Below are 18,912 nucleotides of genomic sequence, written 5' to 3'. Positions count from 1 at the left end.
CGATGCGCGAGCCCTATTTGTCCTTGAAAGGCGTGACCAAGTCCTACACCGGGAAAACCGGCGGCGTGACCGAAGTGCTTGGCGGAATTGACCTTGACATCGCCGAAGGCGAATTCGTGGCGATCCTGGGCTTTTCGGGTGCCGGCAAGACGACACTCATCAACACTATTGCCGGTCTGGTGCAGCCCGATGCCGGCGAGATACGGCTGCGCGGCGCGCCGATCGAGGGGCCAGACAAGGAACGCGGACTGGTTTTTCAGTCCTATTCGCTTCTTCCCTGGCTGACTGTTGAGGGCAATGTCGCGCTGGCCGTGGATGCGGTGCACAAGGATCGTAGCAAGGCGGAGCGCGCAGCGCTGGTGCGGCAGAAGGTCGAACTGGTGGGCCTGGGCCATGCCCTTGATCGCAGGCCGTCCCAACTTTCGGGCGGAATGCGCCAGCGTGTGGCAGTGGCGCGCGCCCTGGCGATGGAACCGGAAATCCTGCTGCTGGATGAACCGCTGTCGGCGCTGGATGCACTGACGCGCGCAAAGTTGCAGGACGAGATCGAGCGGATCCGCAAGGAGGAAGGCCGAACGATCGTGCTGGTGACCAACGATGTGGACGAGGCGCTGTTGCTGGCCGATCGGGTGGCCGTTCTGACCCCCGCACCGCGCGCGCGCATTCAGCGCACTTGGAATGTCGATGTTGCCCGCCCGCGCGACCGTGAGGCGGTGAACACCGATGTGCGCTACCAGCAATTGCGCCGTGAAATCATTTCGGTCCTGGGAGAATTGAACGATCAGAGCGGCACCATCGGAGACAGTCCCGTTGCGCTGCCCGACGTGGTTCCGCTCGATCTTGCACCCTTGCCGAAAGCCTACAAGGAGGCAGCCCGCAGCCCGGTCGAGCGGCGCTATCTTGAATTCTTTAAGCTCGACAAAGTTTATCCCACACCCAGGGGGCCGCTCAAGGTGGTGGACGACTTCAACCTCATCATGGATCGGGGTGAATTCGTTTCCCTGATCGGACATTCCGGGTGCGGCAAAAGCACCGTTCTGACCATGGCCGCGGGCCTGAACAACATAAGCGGCGGGGGCATCGTTCTGGAAAACCGCGAAATCACGACCGCGGGGCCTGACAAGGCGGTGGTGTTTCAGGCGCCGAGCCTCATGCCGTGGCTCACGGCGCGGCAAAATGTCGCCCTGGGGGTTGAACGCGTCTATCCCCATGCAAGCCGGGCGGAACGGCGTGACATCGTGGACTATTATCTTGATCGCGTGGGTCTGGCGGATGCCAAGGACAAGCTGGCATCGGAGATGTCCAACGGTATGCGCCAGCGTGTCGGCATCGCACGGGCCTTTGCGCTGTCTCCGCGGCTGCTGCTGCTGGATGAACCTTTCGGGATGCTGGACAGCCTGACCCGCTGGGACTTGCAGGATGTTCTGGTTGAAGTGTGGAACCGCACGAAAGTGACCGCGATCATGGTGACGCACGATGTGGACGAGGCAATTCTGCTGGCTGATCGGGTGGTGATGATGACGAACGGACCCAACGCCACGATCGGGAAGATCCTGACAGTGGACTTGCCCCGCCCACGCGACCGCAAGGAGCTGCTCGATCATCCCAGGTTCTACCAATACCGGCAGGAAGTGCTGCATTTTCTGGCCGAATATGATCACGGCCCGGTCGCGAAGGCGGCCTGATTGATCGGGGGAGAGGCCGCGCAGGCTGCAAGGGGGTAGCCCGCGTGCAAGAACATTCCATCGCAAGACCTGCGGGCAACGGTGCCCGTGTTGGGAACCGTCTGGCTCGCCTTAACGGTGGGCCGGACAGGGGAGATGCAACCTCATGCTCAGAATTTCTGCCATGTTCGCGGCCGCTTCCGCCATCGCGCTGGCCACTCCTGCCTTTGCTGCGCCGGGTGATCCGATCGTGCTTGCCGATGGCATTAACTTCGATCTGCAGGTGGCCACTCGATTGCGATATGAAATGGCCGAACAGGCCAATCAGCCCGATAGCGCCGATGCCGTGACCTTCCGGGCGCGCGTTGGCGGTGAACTGGCGGTGCACGGGCTCAAGCTGCTGGTGGAGGGAGAAGGGACGGCTGCGCTGGGCACGCGTTACAATGATACGCTGCCGGGCAACGGAGCGGAACCATACCCGGTCGTGGCCGATCCGGAAAATTTCGAGCTGAACCGTGCGCAATTGTCCTATGTGGTGAACGGCAACGGCCTCACCGTGGGCCGCCAGCGGATCAATTACGGCAATCAGCGCTTCGTGGGCAGTGTCGGCTGGCGCCAGAACGAACAGACATTCGATGCCGTTCGCGGGCAGGCCAAAATCGGCCCGCTTACAGCCGATGCTACCTTCGCCATCTCGCAACGCACCATTTTCGGCAGCGACAGCCCGAATGCCGAGTTTGATGGCGACCTGTTCATGGGCAATGCCATGCTCGACCTGCCAGCTGTGGATATCACCGCCTTTGCCGTCCTTCTCGATTACGAGACCAGGCACGCTTTTTCCAGCAACACGATCGGCCTGTCGGCAAGCGCAGGCTTTCCGCTGGGCAGCGCGGTCACGTTGGCAGCCAATGCCACCTTTGCCAGCCAATCCGAAGCGGGCAGCAACCCGGTGGATTACCGCGCGCAATATATTCAGGGCGAATTGGGGCTGACCTTCTCAGGCTTTACCCTAAGCCTGAATTACGAGGAACTGGGCAGCGACGGCGGCCGCGCCGGTTTCCAGACCCCGCTGGCAACCCTGCATGCCTTTCAGGGTTGGGCTGATGTCTTTCTGACCACGCCCGCAAATGGGGTGCGCGACACTTACGCCACCCTTCGTCGACAATTCGCGGTTCCGGGTCTTGGCAATGTGAGTGCGTTTGTCGCCTATCACGAGTTTGAAAGCGATTTCGGCAATGTGGATTATGGCAGCGAATGGAACGCCTCGCTCGGCTTTCGTGTCGGTCCGGTGAACCTGTTGGCCAAATATGCAAATTACCGAGCCGATTCCTTCGGCGTGAATACCCAGAAGCTGTGGCTTCAGGCTGAATGGGGGTTTTGAACTGGGCAGTGGCGGCAGGCGATTCTTGCTGCGGTGCAATAATTGCTTGCCGCCGGCCATGCGAATCATGTAATTGATCCCAAGCTGGAAGTGCGCCCGCCCAACGTTGGACGAACCGGCCCTTCCCGACGCAATATCGATAAAGACGTGGCAACGACGCCGCCAGTCCCATCCGGGGTTTGGCGGCTTTTTTGTGTGCGGTTTTGACCAAGGGAACGACGAGAGATGAATGCCCAGACCCGGATCGACATCAATGTCGCAGAACGTCACCCGCGCCAGAAGCTGGTGGTGGTCGGGAACGGCATGGCCGGATGCCGGGCAGTGGAGGAAATTCTTGCGCGCGATGCCGGTCGATATTCTGTCACCATTTTGGGTGCGGAGCCGCGGGTGAATTACAACCGCATCATGCTTTCGCCCGTGCTGGCGGGTGAGAAGACGTTTGAGGATATCGTCATCAACGATACGGCCTGGTATGCGGATAACGGCATTGCCCTGGTTACCGGCGATCCGGTGGTTGCCATTGATCGGGCAGGCAAAAGGGTGACAACCCGTTCGGGCCATCTTCAGCCGTATGACAAGCTGATCCTCGCCACCGGATCCGATCCGTTCATCATTCCGGTTCCGGGCAATGATCTGGCCGGCGTGGTCACCTTTCGCGATCTCGACGATGTCGACCGGATGCTGAAGGCGGCGGAACGAGGTGGCGATGCCGTTGTCATCGGCGGCGGCCTGCTGGGCCTGGAGGCGGCGCACGGATTGGCCCTGCGCGGCATGACGGTGACTGTGGTCCACCTGATGCCCACGCTGATGGAGCGGCAGCTTGACGAAGCGGCCGGTTGGCTTTTGCGGCAGGAACTGGAACGGCGCGGGCACACCATCCTGACCGGTGCCAATACCCGGGCCATTCTGGGAAGCGACGGCCATGTGGCTGCGGTGGAGCTGGAGGACGGGCGCCGGATCCCGGCCGATATCGTGGTGATGGCAGCGGGGATCCGGCCATCCATTGCCTTGGCGCGCAATGCCGGAATCACCTGCGAGCGCGGCATCGTGGTGGATGACAACATGGTCACCAGCGATCCCTCGGTGCTGGCGGTGGGGGAATGCGTGCAGCACCGCGGCCTGTGCTATGGTCTGGTTGCGCCACTGTGGGACATGTGCCGGGCCTTGGCCGGCTATCTGACCGATTCGCCCGCGCCCTATCAGGGATCGGTCACTTCGACTAAGCTTAAGGTATCGGGCATCGATCTATTTTCAGCCGGGGATTTTGCCAGCGGCGAGGGGTGCGAGGACATCGTCATGCGCGACGCGGCGCGCGGCGTATACAAGCGGCTCGTGCTGAAGGATGACCGCATCATCGGCACGGTCCTGTATGGCGATACCGCGGATGGCAACTGGTATTTCGAACTTCTCAGGAAGGGGGAGGATGTCGCTGCGCTGCGTGCCGGGCTGATCTTTGGACAGGCCTTTGCGAATGGGAGCGCGCTGGCGGACCCTAACGCCGCCGTTGCTGCCCTTTCCGACGATGCAGAAATCTGCGGTTGCAACGGCGTATCCAAAGGCCAGGTCGTCGGCTGTATCAATAGCGGTGCGCACAGTCTGGATGCGGTGCGGGCCGGGTGCAAGGCTTCGGCCAGTTGCGGTTCATGCACCCCACTTGTCGAAAGCTTGCTGGCGCTCACTCTGGGCGGGGCGGTAGAAAGCGGCCCGAAAACCCTGTGCAAATGCACCAGCTTTACCCACGATGATGTTCGCCGCCTGATCATGGAAAGGCAGCTCAAGCATCTGCCGCAAGTGATGCAGGAACTGCACTGGTCGACCCCTGACGGTTGTTCGACCTGCCGGCCGGCGCTGAACTACTATCTGCTGTGTGCCTGGCCGGGCGAATATGTGGACGATCAGGCCAGCCGTTTTGTGAACGAGCGGCTGCACGCCAATATCCAAAAGGACGGAACCTATTCGGTGGTTCCGCGCATGTGGGGCGGCATCACCAACCCGCGCGAGCTGCGGGCCATTGCCGATGTGGTCGAAAAATACAACGCGCCGATGGTCAAGGTCACGGGCGGTCAGCGGATCGACATCTTCGGCATCAGGAAGGAGGATTTGCCCGCCGTCTGGGCCGATCTGAATGCTGCCGGGATGGTGTCCGGTCATGCCTATGGCAAGGCGCTGCGCACGGTGAAGACCTGTGTGGGCAGCGATTGGTGCCGCTTCGGCACGCAGGATTCGACCGGCCTGGGGGTTAAGATCGAAAAAATGACCTGGGGAAGCTGGATGCCGCACAAGTTCAAGATCGCGGTCAGCGGGTGTCCGCGTAACTGTGCCGAGGCGACGATCAAGGATTTCGGCGTGGTTTGCGTGGACAGCGGCTATGAACTGCATATCGGTGGCAATGGCGGCATCAAGGTGCGGGTTACCGATCTGTTGTGCAAGGTCGCCACGGAGAAGGAAGCGCTGGACATGTGCGCCGCCTTTATTCAGCTTTACCGCGAGGATGCGCATTATCTGGAGCGCACCGCGCCCTGGGTGGCACGCCGCGGCCTCGACTGGGTCAAGGCGCAATTGCTGGACGATCCCGATGCGGTGACGAGACTGGCCCGCCGCTTCCGCTATTCGCAAAGCTTTTCGCAGAATGATCCCTGGGCGGCGCGCGTGGCGGGCGAGCGGCGTGATCTGCATGCCCATTTGGCTGAAGTCCGCCCCATGCAATTGGAGGATGCCCAATGATCGGCAAATGGCTCGACATCGGCCCCACGACCCAGATCGAACCTGGTTCCGCACGCACCCTTCCGGTGTTTGGCGGCGAGGAGATCGCGGTTTTCCACACCGTGCGCGGCGAATTCTATGCCCTGGTCAACAAATGCCCGCACAAGGCCGGGCCGTTGAGTCAGGGCATCATTCATGGCGACAGCGTGACCTGCCCGCTGCACAATTGGCGCATCAGCCTGCGAACCGGCGAGGCGCTGGGTGAAGACAAGGGCTGCACCCCGACCATCCCGCTGAAGATCGATGGCGGGCGAATCTTCCTTCTGCGCGAGGCGGTGGTCGCCTAGATGCCGCGCACCACTTGCCCCTATTGCGGCGTGGGCTGCGGGATCGTGGCCGAGGCTGACGCCTCTGGCGATATCCGTATTGCCGGCGATCGCGCACATCCGGCCAACCGCGGCAAGCTGTGCTCCAAGGGCACCCATCTGGGTGAAACGATCGGGCTGGAAGGCCGGCTGCTGGCTCCCATGATCGGCGGCCAGGAGGTGGGATGGGACGCGGCGCTAGACGATGTGGCCGAACGGCTCCGCACCACCGTGGCGGAGCACGGCCCTGATGCGGTGGCCTTTTATGTTTCAGGACAGCTGCTTACTGAAGATTACTATGTAGCCAACAAGCTTGCCAAAGGATTCATCGGCACCGGCAATATCGACACGAACAGCCGCCTTTGCATGGCCAGCGCCGTGGCCGCGCATAACAGGGCGTTCGGCGAGGATGTTGTGCCGTGCTCCTACGCCGATCTGGACGATGCCGACCTGATCCTGCTGGTTGGTTCCAACACTGCCTGGTGCCATCCAGTGATCTGGCAGCGGATTGAGGCGGCGCGAGAGGCGCGCGGGACGAAGCTGGTAGTAATCGATCCCCGCCGGACAGAAACCGCTGAACGCGCAGACTTGCACGTGGCGGTCGCGCCCGATGGGGATGTGGCGCTGTTCAACGCGCTGCTGGCCGAAATGGCGGCGCGGGGCTTGGTGGACGAGGATTATCTGCGCAATCACTGCGTGGTGCCAGACGGGTTCTGGGACGGGCTTGGCACCGCGGCTGTCGCGCAATTTGCCGAGCTTGCCGATCTTGTCGCAGCCCATCCGCGCATGGTCACGCTGTTCAGCCAAGGTGTGAACCAGTCGGACAGTGGGACTAACAAGGGCAATGCAATCATCAACTTGCACCTTGCCACAGGCCGCATCAACACTCCTGGTGCGGGACCTTTCAGCATCACCGGCCAGCCCAATGCCATGGGCGGACGCGAAGTGGGCGGGCTGGCCACCACGCTGGCCTGCCATCTGGGCTTCACCGATGAGGAAAGGGAGGAAGTGGCCCGGTTCTGGCAGGCACCTGCCTTGGCCAAGGCGCCGGGGTTGAAGGCGGTGGATCTGTTTCGGGCGGTGGCTGACGGGCGCATCCGCTTCATCTGGATCATGGCCACCAATCCGGCCGTATCGATGCCTGATGCCGGGGCCGTCCGCGCAGCGCTGGCCCTGTGCCCGCATGTCGTAGTGTCAGACATGTTCGGCGATACCGATACGGCCCGCTTCGCCCATGTTCGCCTGCCATCGCTTGGCTGGGGCGAGAAAGACGGCACGGTTACCAATTCGGAGCGGACGGTATCGCGGCAGCGGCCGTTCCTGCCGTCGCCCGGCAATGCACGCGCCGATTGGCGGATCATCTGCGATGTGGCGGTGCGGCTGGGCTATGGTCATGCCTTTGCCTATTCCTCGCCGGTGGAAATCTTCCGCGAATATGCAGCGATGACCGGGCTGGCCAGGCGCGCAGGCAAGCGGCTTGATCTTGCCGCGCTTGCCCACATATCCGATGCCGCCTACGATGCGCTGGAGCCGTTCCAGTGGGGTGGGCGCCATCCGCTGGCGCGTGGCTTTTCCACCCCTGATGGCAAGGCCCGGCTGGTGGCGGTGACACCGCCTGCCGCCCGAAAGGACCCGGATTTCCCCTTCCGTCTCAACACCGGGCGTTACCGCGATCAATGGCACACGATGACCCGCACGGGGCGGAGCGCGCGATTGGCTGCCCACCGGCGGGAACCACTGGTAGAAATCCATCCCGCCGATGCGGCCACGCTGGCCCTTGCCGAAGGCGCACTCGCCCGTCTGGTCACTCCCGTCGGAGAGGCGGTTTACCGGGCGGCGGTGAGTGAGGGACAATCGAGGGGCCAGCTGTTCGTGCCGATGCATTGGAGTGACACCAATGCCAGTCTCGGCCGCACGGGCAGGCTGGTGCCTGCGCTGGCCGACCCGCATTCCGGCCAGCCGGCATTGAAGAACGTCCCTGCGCGGCTTGTTCCCGTTCTGCCGGAATGGCGCGGCTTTCTGGTCAGCCGCACGGCATCGGCCGCACCCGTGGCCCATTGGACCCGTTCGCGCATTGCCGGCGGCTGGATAACCGAAATGGCAGGCGAAGGAGCTATTCCCGTTGATGCCTTGCTGCCCGACGGATTGCGCAGCGAGGTTTGCGATGCCGCGCGTGGAATGCGGCGGATTGCCGTTTCGGACGGCGAAGGTGCCTTGCTGGCGCTGCTCTACCTCACCCGCGGGGGCCGGTTGCCGGAACGTGACTGGATAATTCGCCAGTTCGATTCCGGAACTGCCACACTTGCGGAATTGCTGGCTGGCCGTCCCGCGGCCGCACAACCCGATCGCGGTGCATTGGTGTGCGTGTGCCATGACGTGGGCGAAACGGCGATTTTGGCTGCTGTGAAAGGAGGAGCGGGCACTGTGGCGCAAGTGGGCGCGGTTACTTGCGCAGGCACCAATTGCGGATCGTGCCGCCCGATCATTGCGCGGCTGTTGGAGCAATCGCTTCAGACCGAGAAGGAAGCAGCCGAATGATCGCGCCGGGCGAAGTGTGGCTGGTTGGCGCAGGGCCGGGCGATCCTGACCTGCTGACGCGCAAGGCTGAAAGGCTGATCCGGGCGGCAAGCGTGGTGTTCTATGATGCTCTCGTGGGGCCGGATGTGCTGGCGCTGGCGCGGGCGGAGACGCGGCTGGTGTCGGTCGGCAAGCGCGTGGGACGCCATTCGAAAGACCAGCGCACGATTTGCGCGTTGATTATCGAGGCCGCACTGGCGGGGGAGCGGGTCGTGCGGCTGAAAGGCGGCGATCCTTCGGTATTCGGGCGCTCCATGGAGGAGCTCGATGCCTGCCGAGCTGCCGGGATACCGGTGCGCATCTGCCCCGGCATAACCGCGGCTATTGCCGCGGCAGCCAGCCTTGGCACCTCGCTGACTCTGCGCGGGACGGCGCGGCAGGTGACATTCGTGACGGCCCATGTGCGCAAGGGGGAAAAGCTCGATCTGGACTGGGCAAGTCTGGCCGCCGCACAAACGACCCTGGCGGTCTATATGGGAAAGGGGGCTGCGCCAGAGGTTGCCACGCAATTATTGGCACATGGCCTGCCGGGAGACACGCCGGTTGCCTGTATCGAGAGCGCAAGCCTTCCCGAAGAACGGCAATTCTGCACGCGCCTCGACCTTTTGCCTATGGCCGCACGCCTTGCCATGGGTGATGGCCCGGTCATCCTGTTGATCGGCGCGGTTGCCGCAGGCCCGGCACGGCGCGGATCGGTGTTCAGCCAGCCCGCACCGCGCCTTCGCCCGGCTTCGCAGCGCTCGTCCCCCGCCTGAAGGGCAGCGGCTCCGGGCTACCATGGCCGCGCACCGGAAAGGGCACTATGTCGAGCCTTTCCGGCCCATCCGCTGCCGCCGGGCAAGCTCCAGCTTGAGGCCCAGCACGGCCGTGAAGGCGATCAGGGCGAGGCCGAACAGCCCCACGATCAGGTTCTGCGCCAGCCGTCCGACCGGGTAGAGGAAGTTCCACTTGTGGATGAAGCTGAACACGAGGCGTTCGGGCTTCTCGCGGTCGGCCACCCGGTCGACCAGCACGCCCGCGCCGGTATCGACGAAAAGGCTGGCATGGACCGGCGCGCCGTAATCGATCCGCCAGACCGGCAGGCGCTTGTTGCGGAAATCGTATTCGTGGCTAAAGCGGGTGACGAGTTCCGCGCCCCTTACCGCGCTGTCGGGGGCGCCGGTGTAGCGCCGGGCGATGGCAAGGGCAAGGTCGCGGTCGCTGGTTGGCATTACCGTCCCGGTGGCGGCATCGAGATAGATCGCCGGGCCATCGGGCCTGATCCCGGCGAAGCGCGCCTCGCGGATCTCGGCTGGGGTGGTGGGCACCCCGTCCGCCGCCTGCGCCGCCAGCATTGCGGCATGGTTGTGCCCGGCCATGCCGTGATCGGCGCCGGTGATCGCCGGGCCGTGATTGTGCTCGCCTGCGCCCATCGGGGCTTTGGGGGAGAGGCCGAGGCGGTAGAGCGCGCGCCCGTCCGCCCCTTCGACCAGCGCCACCGAGGCGATATCGCGCCCCTGGGCAATCAGCGCCCAATCGGCCTCGATCGGCCACTTGCCGCTGGCGACATCGACGGGCCGGCCCATCCTGAGCTGGCTTGCCGGCGGCACCAGCGCCGACTGGACGAGGTGATAGAGCCCTGATGCGGCAAACATGATCAGCGGCAGCGCCAGAACATAGCCCGCGATGCGGTGCCAGCCGTGCGCGCCCGGCGGGCGTTTGTTCCGCCGCACCGTCACCAGCATGGCAATGCCGGTCAGCGCGAGCGCCAGCAGGCTGGCGACCATCAGCCCGATCACGATCACCCTGAGCCAGTCCATCCCCTGTGGCACCCATTCCCAGGTGTGCAGCGCCCGGAACACCGATTGCAGGCGGGCCTTCATGGTGTTGTTGACCGCCGCGAGGCTGGAGGTTTCGGTGTGGACATAGGCGGTGAGGCCATCGTTGCCGGCAAACGCCAGCTTCCACACCGGCAGCAGGCGGTTGACCCAGGGGTAATCGGCATCGAAGCGGGTTTGCAGGCTGGCCGCAGTGATGGCGCGATCGGTGGCAAGGTAATGCCGGGCGATGAACTCTGCCTGCGCCCTATCGCCGCCGTTGATCTCGGCGCCGTCGGCGGGGCGGAAATAACGCCGCTCGGCCAGCGGCGCCTCGGTCACCTGCCACAGCACCCCGCCATCGGGGGCCGGCACGGTCTTGACCGCCAGCGCCTGGGTGATGCCGTGATCGGCCAGCGTTTCAGCAACCGGCCGCGCTCCTTCGAGCGCGACCCCTGCGGGCGGCGGCATGAACACCGCCTGCTGCGGGCCAAACAGCACCATGGCGACATGCGCGAGGCCCGAAATGCCCCATACCAGCAGGCTGATCCCGCCCAGCAGCGCCAGCCACTGGTGCTTGGCATATGACCAGCGCGCGGTCTTGGTCTTTGCGCTCATCGCGGCCTCCTGTCAGAACCGGGCGCGCAGGCCGCCGAAGACGGCGCGGCCCTGTCCGGGGGTGTAGAGCGCCTCGTTGGTGAGCCGCTGGTTGGCGTTGGTGGTAAGGTTCGAGATGAACACCGTGTCGAACAGGTTCTCGACCGATCCGAACAGCTCGATGCCCTCGGTCAGCGTCACCCCGGCGGTGATTTGCACGGTCTCGTAGCCCGGCGCACGCTCGGTATTGGCATAATCGGCCCACGGGCCATCCGGGATCCAGCGCAGCGTGGCCGAAAGGTAGAACCTGTCCACCTGATCGAAGCGCGCCTCAGCGATCAGCACGTGGCGCGGCACCCCGGCAAGCTGGTTGTCGCCATAAAGCGGGTCATCATCAAAGGTGAAGTCGTTGAAGGTATAGGCCGCGCTCAGCCGCAGGGCCTGACCGCGCGCCTCCAGCGCCGCCCGGAAGGGGCGCAGATCGATGCCAAGCTCCAGCCCCTGGTGGATCGTGCGAACCCCGTTGGTGGTGACGGTGATCAGCCCGCGCGCGCCGGGTACGGCGATGTCCAGAAACTCGTTCTGAAGCTCCGCGCGGTAGAGCGCAGCGTCCCACGAAACGATCCCCGCCTGTCCGCGCGTGCCGACTTCGAACACCGTGGCGCGCTGGGGCCTCAGCGGCGCAAAGGGAAAGGCCCCGCCGCTGGTGAGGTCGGCAAGGCTCGGCGGCTCGAAGCTGCGGTTCACATTGGCGAAGACCTGCATGTCCGGCCCGACATCGGCGATGAGGCCGAGGCGCGGATTGAACTGGTCATAGGCTTCCCGGCCGGTCACGGCATTGAGAATGGCGGTAACATCGCGCACCGCGCGGGCATATTGCCCGCCGGCCACCAGCGTCAGGCTGTCGGTCAGGCCCAGATCGGCCTGGCCGTAGACCGTGAGCATCCGCGAATCCTGATCAGCTTCGGTGCGCAGCGCCCCGCGTGCACCCGCATTGTTGGCGAAGGTCTTCGCGTCGTTGCTGGCAAAGGCATAGATCGCGCCCACCTGCCAGCGGCTCTGATCGGCAAGGAAGGGAAGATTGCCGGCAAGGCGGGCCGATAGGCCGACCTCGTCCTCGCCCTGCACGATGATCCCGGCAAAGCGGGTGATGGCATGATCGAGATTGCGGCGTGCATACCAACCACCCAGTTCGAGGTCGGCGCCGCCGAGGTCGATTGCGGTGAGGTTTGCCAAGCGGTAAACATCAAGATTGCGGTCCCAATCGTCGGCTACCGGGCCGGGATCGAGCACCACCGGTCCCGCAGTCACCGGACGGCCCGCCGCGCGCGGATTGGCCAGCGCATCGGCAAGGCGCAGGCTGCCAGCCAGCTCGAAATTGTCCGAAAGCGCGGTGAGGTAGAAGCGCGTCTCAACATTGTCCGACACTCGCCAGCCGAGATTGGCATGTCCATAGAGGCTGCGCACCTCGCTGTGTTCGCGGTAGCCATTGCTGGAAAGGCCAGTGATCCCGCCCCAATAATCAACCTCGCCGCTGGTCCCGGACAGCGAAGCATTGCCGCGCAAGGTGGAGAAGCTGCCGCCCTCGGCCCGCAGCGTCACCGGCGCGCGGGCGGTGCGCCCGGTGGGGCTGACGATGTTGACCGCCCCACCGAGCGAGGCCGCGCCGTAGTGCAGCCCGTTCGCGCCCTTGAACACTTCCAAGTAGCGGATGGTGAGCGGGTCGACCTCCTGAAACTCGGTTGCGCCGGAAGCGCGGCTGATCGGCACCCCGTCGCGCAGCACGGTGAGGCCGCGTCGCTCGAAGCTGGAATTGAGGCCTGATCCCCGGATCGAGATGCGGCTTTCGCGCTGGGCGCTGGTATCGGCAAAGACGCCGGGGGTGAGTTCGAGCACATCACCAATCGACTGGGCGAAGATGTCGGCAAAGCCTTCGTCCTCGACCAGGCCGGTCGCGCCGGGCACGCGCTCAAGCTCTTTGCGGGCAGCCTCGGGCGTCGGCGCGGTAGGGGTGCCATCGCGGCTGGCGGTGACGAGGATTTCGTCCTGGCGCTGGCCGATGCCCTGGGCCTTGGCGGGGGCATAGGCAAAGCTGAAACTGGTGGCAAGCATGGTGGCGCCCAGAAGAGCGCGCTTCAAGGTATTGAATGGCATGTTCTATCCCGATTTCCGTCGGCGTCAGGCCAGCAGGGGGCCAGCGCCATCATCCCGGCGGTGCCGGATCAGCGAGCGGTGGAACCTCACGCGCCGCCGCTGTCGGCAGCGCGCCGGATTCTACGGTCAGACGGAAAGGGCAGGCGGCCCGCGCAGCGGCGGGCGCAGAAAGGCGTCCTTGCGGGACAGGCGGGCGGAACGGGGCGCAAGCCCGATCAGCAGGATGAATGTCAGCGCCGCGGCCAGCAGCAGCGGATCGGCCCCGCCGAGCGCGGCATGGCCAAGACCGGCGAAGGCGCAGGCTTGAGCCTTCTGCGTATCGGCAAGATCGCGGCGATCGTCTTGCTTGCCCGGCACCAGGATCTGCATCTGCTTCGGGCCATCGGCAAGGCCGGAGCAGATCGTCACGGTCAGCAGCCGGTCGGGCGCGGAGGCGAGCATGAAGCCGGCCGGGATCAGCGCCTTGGCTGCTAGCGCGAGGGCCAAGAGCAGCAGGGCAAGGTGGCAATGGCCCCGAATCAAGTCGCGCAACCGGTGCATGGGCGCGCCACTAGATGCTTTGCCCGGCTTTGTCTGCCCCTTCGCACCGCCCGTTTCCTGAAAAAGCGGCAACTCGCTGATCCGCAAGCTCCGGCTCGACAAGGCCCTGTACTTCCCGCACTATCCGCGCGATGAGATCCCCGGCGTCTGACCATCCGCAGTCCTGGCCCGTTCCGGCGTGGCTGTTTCTGGCGCTGGCGGCGATAGTGGCTCCGGCTGTGGTCATGCTGCTGGTGGCGGATGCGCCCGCGCCTGTTCCGGTGGCGCTGGTCGGCGGCCCGATACTGGCGGCGGCGTTGATTGCGGCTGGCCTGACGGCCGGGGCGGCATCGCGGCGGTTCTGGATCGGGTTTCCTCTTGCGTTGCTGGCCGGGGTTGGCCTGATCCAGCTCGCGCGGGTGCTTGGCATGCCTGCGCTGCCGCACCCGTTTTCCACCGGGATGTCGGTGATTGTGACAAGTTTCGGCTTTGCCGCGATGGGGGCTTTGCTTGGCCGCGCCGCACCCGCCATGGGCTGGCGGATAGCCGCCTTTGCAATTGCCACGATGGCCGGCATTTTGGCGATTGTGGCAGTATGGCCCGACACGCTGCCTGACGCGTTGCTGGCGCTGGTGCCCGCGCATTGGGCCTCTATGGCAATCCAGACCGCACTGACCGGAACGGGCACACGGCTTGCCAGTTCTTCCCTGTTCGCTCTGGCAGGAACGGGGGCGGCAGCTTTGTTGGCGCGGGGGCTGTGGAGCCGCAACTGGCCCCAAGGCTGGCCTCACAACTGGCCGCTCTGGCTGGTTGTCGTGGCCTGGATCGGCCTGTCCGCGCTCGTCTGGCAGCGGCCAGCGCCGCCCATGCCCAAGGCGGATCTGGCTATCGCCGCGGCACCTTCCGGGCCGATTGCCCCGATGGCATCCGCCCCGCCCGACGCCGCCACGCAAAGCGCGATCGACCGTGTGCAGCGCCAGATTGCGGAATGGCCCGCCGCGGCCGACCCCCATCTGGCGCAGCGGGCGCGCAATCTGCTGCTGATCGCCGCGGTTCCCGATCTCTACGACACCGAGCCGCTGCAATCCCATCTTCCAGCCTTGGTAGCGGCGGAACTGCGCGCGCGCCTGCCTGCCGATCAACGCGCGGCAATTCTGGCAGCAATCGCCGCCGATCCGGCGGCGGGCAGCGTGGCAGCACGCGAGACACTGCCCAAGCTGGGCCTGCCCGCGAATGTGGGCGATGAAGCGCCGGTGCGAAACCGGATGGGGCTGTATGCTGCGCGATTGGGTGCGGAGTAGTCCGCGGCCTGCGTGACAGGGAAGGCGCGGCCCTGGAGCGGGGTGCGCTAGCCCATCAGCCGCACGGTGATCACGAGCAGTTCGAGCGATCCGTCCGCAGCAAAGGCCACGGCTTCTTCCGCATTGACACGCAGCGCGCTCCAGCGGCGTATTTCGGTGCCGTTTGCGGTGCCGGTGCCACTGGTGACAAAAACGAAGCGCAGCTGCGCGCCGGGTTCGAGCGCAAGCTGGCTGCCCGCCGCGAAACGCCACTGCGTCAGATCCAGCCCGCGATGCGGGAATATGCCCAGCCGCTTGCATGAAAGGCCCGCCGCGCCTGCCGGTTCCCAGGCCAGCGCCACGGGGCGCATCACTACGGGCGTCTTGTAGGCCGGCTCGGCATAGGTGGGCGCTGCGCCCATTTCATGCGCCCACACCGCTTCATAGGCATCGGTGTTGCGCGGCCCCTGCGGGGTTTCCACGGTATAGACGCCGCGCGCAAACGAGCCTGCCTTCTCCAGCTCCAGCCGCGCGGCTTTCAGCCGGTCGGGGCCGATAAAGCCTTGTCCGCTGGCTCCGCCAAACTGGAGCAGCAGCACGATCCGGTCGGTGCCACCTTCCTGCGGGCCGTAATGCGCGCCTTCGGGGAAATAGGCGATCTCGCCGCCTTCGACATAGAGGCCCTTGGCTATGGGGATCTTGCCTTCAAGGCAAAAGCGGATCTGGTCCCACGGGTGGCGGTGGCGCGGTGAGAAATAGCTGCTGGGCTCGCGCGACATGACGAGCATGTAATTGTCGGGGCTATTTTCTTCGCCTTCGAAGATGCGTTTGTGGGCCATGCCGTCGGTCGCGCCGCGCTGGGCGACCAGGCTTTCTCCCCAGGGCATTTCGGCGCAGTGCACGATATCCATCGCGTCAACGCTCCGCTGCGGCTTCGCGCGCCGCAATCCGCCCGAAGGTCAGCGCACGCAGCACCGATGTGCCCGCCGGATATTCGCCGTAATACAGGCCCGTCACTTCGCCTGCGGCATAGAGGCCGGGAATGGCCGACCCGTCTCGCCGCAGCACGCGCGCGCGCGCATCACTGCGGATGCCGCCAAAGGTGAAGGTGATCGCGGTGGTCAGCGGATAGCCGATGAAAGGCCCGTTCGCGATGGGGGTGGCCCAGTTCGATTTGGGCGGTTCTATGCCTTTCGTGCACTTGCCATCGCGGATGCGCCGGTCGCTTTCGCCCGGCTGGATCGCGGCGTTGTATTCCGCAACCGTCTGCGCCAGCGCCTGCGGATCGAGGCCGAAGATCGCAGCCAGTTCCTCCACCGTTTCGGCTTCCACCGGCGGCTGGTCGGTCAGCATGATGTCGGCCACATGCGGCCAGTCGAAAATGGCCTTTTCCCCGATGAACCAGGCCTGCTGGTCCTGATTGGCCCAGATTTCGTAACCGAGCCGCTCGAACGTGGCGTCGAAACTGTCCTGCCCTTCGTCGAAAAAGCGCTTGGCGTGCCGGTTGACGAGGATGCCGAAAGGATAGCCGTAGATCACCGCGTCAGGCTTGCTGCTGCGCGTGTCCACCGGCTCGCCATGAAACATGTCGAACTGGCCCGCCACATCGCCGCCCAAAGGCTGCGTCAGGCGGATGCCGTCGCCCCGGTTGTTGACCAGCGTGGGCGCGATCACGGGCAATTGTGCGCCGCGCGGGCCCAGATGCTCGGCCAGCATGTCGCTCGCGCCTTCGAACCCGCCGCAGGCGATCACAACCGCGCGGGCGCTGAGCAGAGCCTCGCCTTCAGGGCCGCGCACTTGGACGCCGTTGACGCGGCCATCGGGCGCGGTGGACAGCGCGGTCGCTTCGGTTTCGTAATGAATCGCGGCATGGGGCAGCGCGTCGATCACCGCGGCGAGCGTATCCACGATGGCGACGCCGCCCGGCACCGGCATAGCGAGGCCGCCGCCGGTGTTGCGGTTGGCAAAAGGCTGTTCGAAATAGACCCATGGCACCTTGTGCCGGTCGAGGAAATCGAAGGTGCGGGGCGTTTCGGCGGCCAGCGTGCGGCAGTATTCAAGGTCAGCCTTGCCCTTGCTCACCCGTTCCATCGTCTCAAGGAAAGCGGGGTCAAGCTGACGGTCGGCGGTGATGCGGAACCAGCTGCTCGTCCAGCGCGTCGCCCCGCCGCGCCCTTCGCGCGGGGCGCGTTCGAGCACGGCAATGCGGGCATCCGGCCCCGCTTCCTCGGCATAGGCGACAGCTGCGGAAAGACCGCCCGCGCCGCAGCCGATCACCACCAGATCATAGTCCATCAGACATCTCTCCCGCCTGTCGCAAAGTGCAGATCGTTGCCGGTATCGATCCACACGCTCTTGGTTTCGGTGTAGGCGTCAAGCGCCTGCGCGCCCATTTCGCGCCCGGTTCCGCTCTGCCCGTAGCCGCCAAAGGGCAGGGTGTGGCCGATGATCCGGTAATTGTTCACCCAGACGGTGCCCGCACGCACAAGGTGCAGCAGGCGATGTGCGCGCATGGCATCCTGCGTCCAGATTCCGGCGGCAAGGCCGAACAGCGTATCGTTGGCCAGCGCGACAGCCTCCTCCTCGGTGCGGAAGCGCGTGACCGCGGCAACGGGGCCAAAGATCTCCTCGCGCGCGATGCGGCTGGTGGGCGGGACATCGCGGTAGACGGTGGGCGCGACGAAATAGCCATGCCGGTCGAGCCGGTGCCCGCCCGCGAGGCAGGCCAGCCTCTCTCGCTGCGCGATGGCGAAATAGCCCAGCACCTTGTCGAGCTGCGCCCGCGAAGCCAGCGGGCCAAGCTGCGTGTGCGGATCGAGCGGGTCGCCCGCGATCATGCGGCTGCCACGCATCGCCAACTGATCGCAGAAGCGGTCGAACACCGCATCCTGCACCAGCACGCGCGATCCGGCCATGCAGCTTTGCCCGGTCGCGGCGAAAATGCCCGCCATCACCCCGCTCACCGCGCGGTCGATGTCGGCATCGGCAAACACCAGTTGCGGCGATTTGCCGCCCAGTTCCAGCGTGACCCGCGCACTGCGCAGTGCCGCGCGTGAGGCGATGGCCTGCCCGGTCGCGGTGGAGCCGGTGAAGGCGATCTTGGCGACCAGCGGATGCTCGACCAGCGCCGCGCCCGTGGCGCCGTCGCCTGTCACTACATTCACTACCCCTGCCGGAACGCCAGCCTCAAGGCACAATTGCGCCAGCATCAACGTGGAAGTGGGCGTCACATCGGACGGCTTGATCACCACGGTATTGCCTGCGGCCAGCGCCGGGAACAGCTTCCACCCCAAGAGGCCCAGCGGCGTGTTCCACGGCGTGATTGCAGCCACCACGCCCACCGGTTCCTTCAGCATGAAGGTGGTGAAGCCGGGCCGCGCGGGCGGCACGCTCATCCCGCCATGCGTTTCGGCAAGTCCGGCAAAGAAACGGCAATCACCCGCCAGCGCGGCGGTGCCCGGTGCCATTTCGGAGATCAGCTTGCCGTTCTCGCAAATCTGCTGCCGCGTGAGGAGATCGGCATCGCGTTCGATCAGATCGGCCAGCCGCAACAGGATGCGCGCCCGCTCGCCCGCCAGCAGGCCCGACCAGCGCCCATCGGCAAAGGCGCGGTGCGCGGCCTGCACGGCGGCGTCGACATCCGCCGGGGAAGCCAGCGCCACGCGCCCCCAGTCCTGTTCCAAGAACGGATCGTGCACGGCAAAGGCTGCATCGCCCTGCGCCGCGCGATGCTGCCCATCAATCAGCAGCGCAAAGCCGTTATCGGGTGCCTCTGGAATGCCAAGGCCAAGGCGTGGCTGCGCGCGTGTGGTTGGCACTTGGTGTCTCTCCCTGATGACGGAGACTAGGTTTGCCGCCACCCGCTGGCAAGGGGGC

General features: G+C 65.2%; 13 protein-coding genes. 7 read left to right on the top strand and 6 right to left on the bottom strand.

All coding sequences use genetic code 11. The features are described 5' to 3' along the window. The first annotated feature begins 2 nt into the window (after window positions 1–2). The 6 genes from WFP39_RS08005 (at window position 3) to cobA (ending at window position 9,445) form a co-directional block, all read left to right on the top strand. Window positions 3–1,685 (top strand): ABC transporter ATP-binding protein, encoded by a 1,683-nt coding sequence (locus WFP39_RS08005; protein WP_336918862.1) that lies wholly within the window; start codon window positions 3–5, stop codon window positions 1,683–1,685. Between the two features lie 145 nt (window positions 1,686–1,830). After that, window positions 1,831–3,045: an alginate export family protein gene (locus WFP39_RS08000; protein WP_336918860.1), complete on the top strand. Its 1,215-nt coding sequence runs from the start codon at window positions 1,831–1,833 to the stop codon at window positions 3,043–3,045. A 225-nt stretch (window positions 3,046–3,270) separates the two neighbouring features. Continuing rightward, window positions 3,271–5,769, top strand: coding sequence for a nitrite reductase large subunit NirB (gene nirB, locus WFP39_RS07995; RefSeq protein ID WP_336918858.1), 2,499 nt, complete (start codon window positions 3,271–3,273; stop codon window positions 5,767–5,769). Beyond that, on the top strand, window positions 5,766–6,095 hold the full coding sequence (nirD, locus tag WFP39_RS07990) for a nitrite reductase small subunit NirD (protein WP_336918857.1): 330 nt from the start codon (window positions 5,766–5,768) through the stop codon (window positions 6,093–6,095). The genes nirB and nirD overlap by 4 nt, the downstream gene beginning before the upstream one ends. Next, window positions 6,096–8,651 (top strand): nitrate reductase, encoded by a 2,556-nt coding sequence (locus WFP39_RS07985; protein WP_336918855.1) that lies wholly within the window; start codon window positions 6,096–6,098, stop codon window positions 8,649–8,651. Continuing rightward, a complete protein-coding gene (cobA, locus tag WFP39_RS07980; RefSeq protein ID WP_336918854.1) occupies window positions 8,648–9,445 on the top strand; it encodes a uroporphyrinogen-III C-methyltransferase in 798 nt (265 codons plus the stop codon). The genes WFP39_RS07985 and cobA overlap by 4 nt, the downstream gene beginning before the upstream one ends. Window positions 9,446–9,490: 45 nt before the next feature. Here the strand turns inward: cobA and WFP39_RS07975 are convergent, their stop codons facing one another. The 3 genes from WFP39_RS07975 to WFP39_RS07965 form a co-directional block, all read right to left on the bottom strand. Beyond that, on the bottom strand, window positions 9,491–11,104 hold the full coding sequence (locus WFP39_RS07975; RefSeq protein WP_336918853.1) for a PepSY-associated TM helix domain-containing protein: 1,614 nt from the start codon (window positions 11,102–11,104) through the stop codon (window positions 9,491–9,493). Between the two features lie 12 nt (window positions 11,105–11,116). Next, window positions 11,117–13,237, bottom strand: a complete 2,121-nt coding sequence (locus WFP39_RS07970; RefSeq protein WP_336918852.1) for a TonB-dependent receptor family protein — start codon at window positions 13,235–13,237, stop codon at window positions 11,117–11,119. Window positions 13,238–13,363: 126 nt separating this feature from the next. Then, entirely contained in the window at window positions 13,364–13,723 is a 360-nt protein-coding gene (locus WFP39_RS07965; protein ID WP_336918850.1) for a DUF2946 family protein, read from the bottom strand. Between the two features lie 185 nt (window positions 13,724–13,908). Between WFP39_RS07965 and WFP39_RS07960 the strand changes: the two genes are divergently transcribed. Then, the gene (locus WFP39_RS07960) at window positions 13,909–15,057 is read left to right on the top strand and encodes a hypothetical protein (protein ID WP_336918849.1); all 1,149 of its coding nucleotides are present in this window, start codon (window positions 13,909–13,911) and stop codon (window positions 15,055–15,057) included. 47 nt (window positions 15,058–15,104) lie between these two features. Here WFP39_RS07960 and WFP39_RS07955 read toward each other — a convergent pair whose 3' ends face one another. Genes WFP39_RS07955 through WFP39_RS07945 form a run of 3 tightly spaced genes read right to left on the bottom strand, consistent with a single transcriptional unit; the run spans window position 15,105 to window position 18,854 of the window. After that, complete coding sequence (locus WFP39_RS07955; protein ID WP_336918847.1) at window positions 15,105–15,947, bottom strand: hypothetical protein; 843 nt, start codon at window positions 15,945–15,947, stop codon at window positions 15,105–15,107. A gap of 4 nt (window positions 15,948–15,951) precedes the next feature. Further along, entirely contained in the window at window positions 15,952–17,331 is a 1,380-nt protein-coding gene (locus WFP39_RS07950; RefSeq protein WP_336918845.1) for an FAD-dependent oxidoreductase, read from the bottom strand. After that, window positions 17,331–18,854: an aldehyde dehydrogenase family protein gene (locus WFP39_RS07945; protein ID WP_336918844.1), complete on the bottom strand. Its 1,524-nt coding sequence runs from the start codon at window positions 18,852–18,854 to the stop codon at window positions 17,331–17,333. The genes WFP39_RS07950 and WFP39_RS07945 overlap by 1 nt, the downstream gene beginning before the upstream one ends. Window positions 18,855–18,912: the final 58 nt, after the last annotated feature.

It is taken from the genome of Alteraurantiacibacter lauratis (assembly GCF_037154155.1).
In the GTDB taxonomy this organism is placed as follows: domain Bacteria; phylum Pseudomonadota; class Alphaproteobacteria; order Sphingomonadales; family Sphingomonadaceae; genus Alteraurantiacibacter; species Alteraurantiacibacter lauratis.
This window is presented reverse-complemented; position numbering and strand designations above follow the sequence as displayed.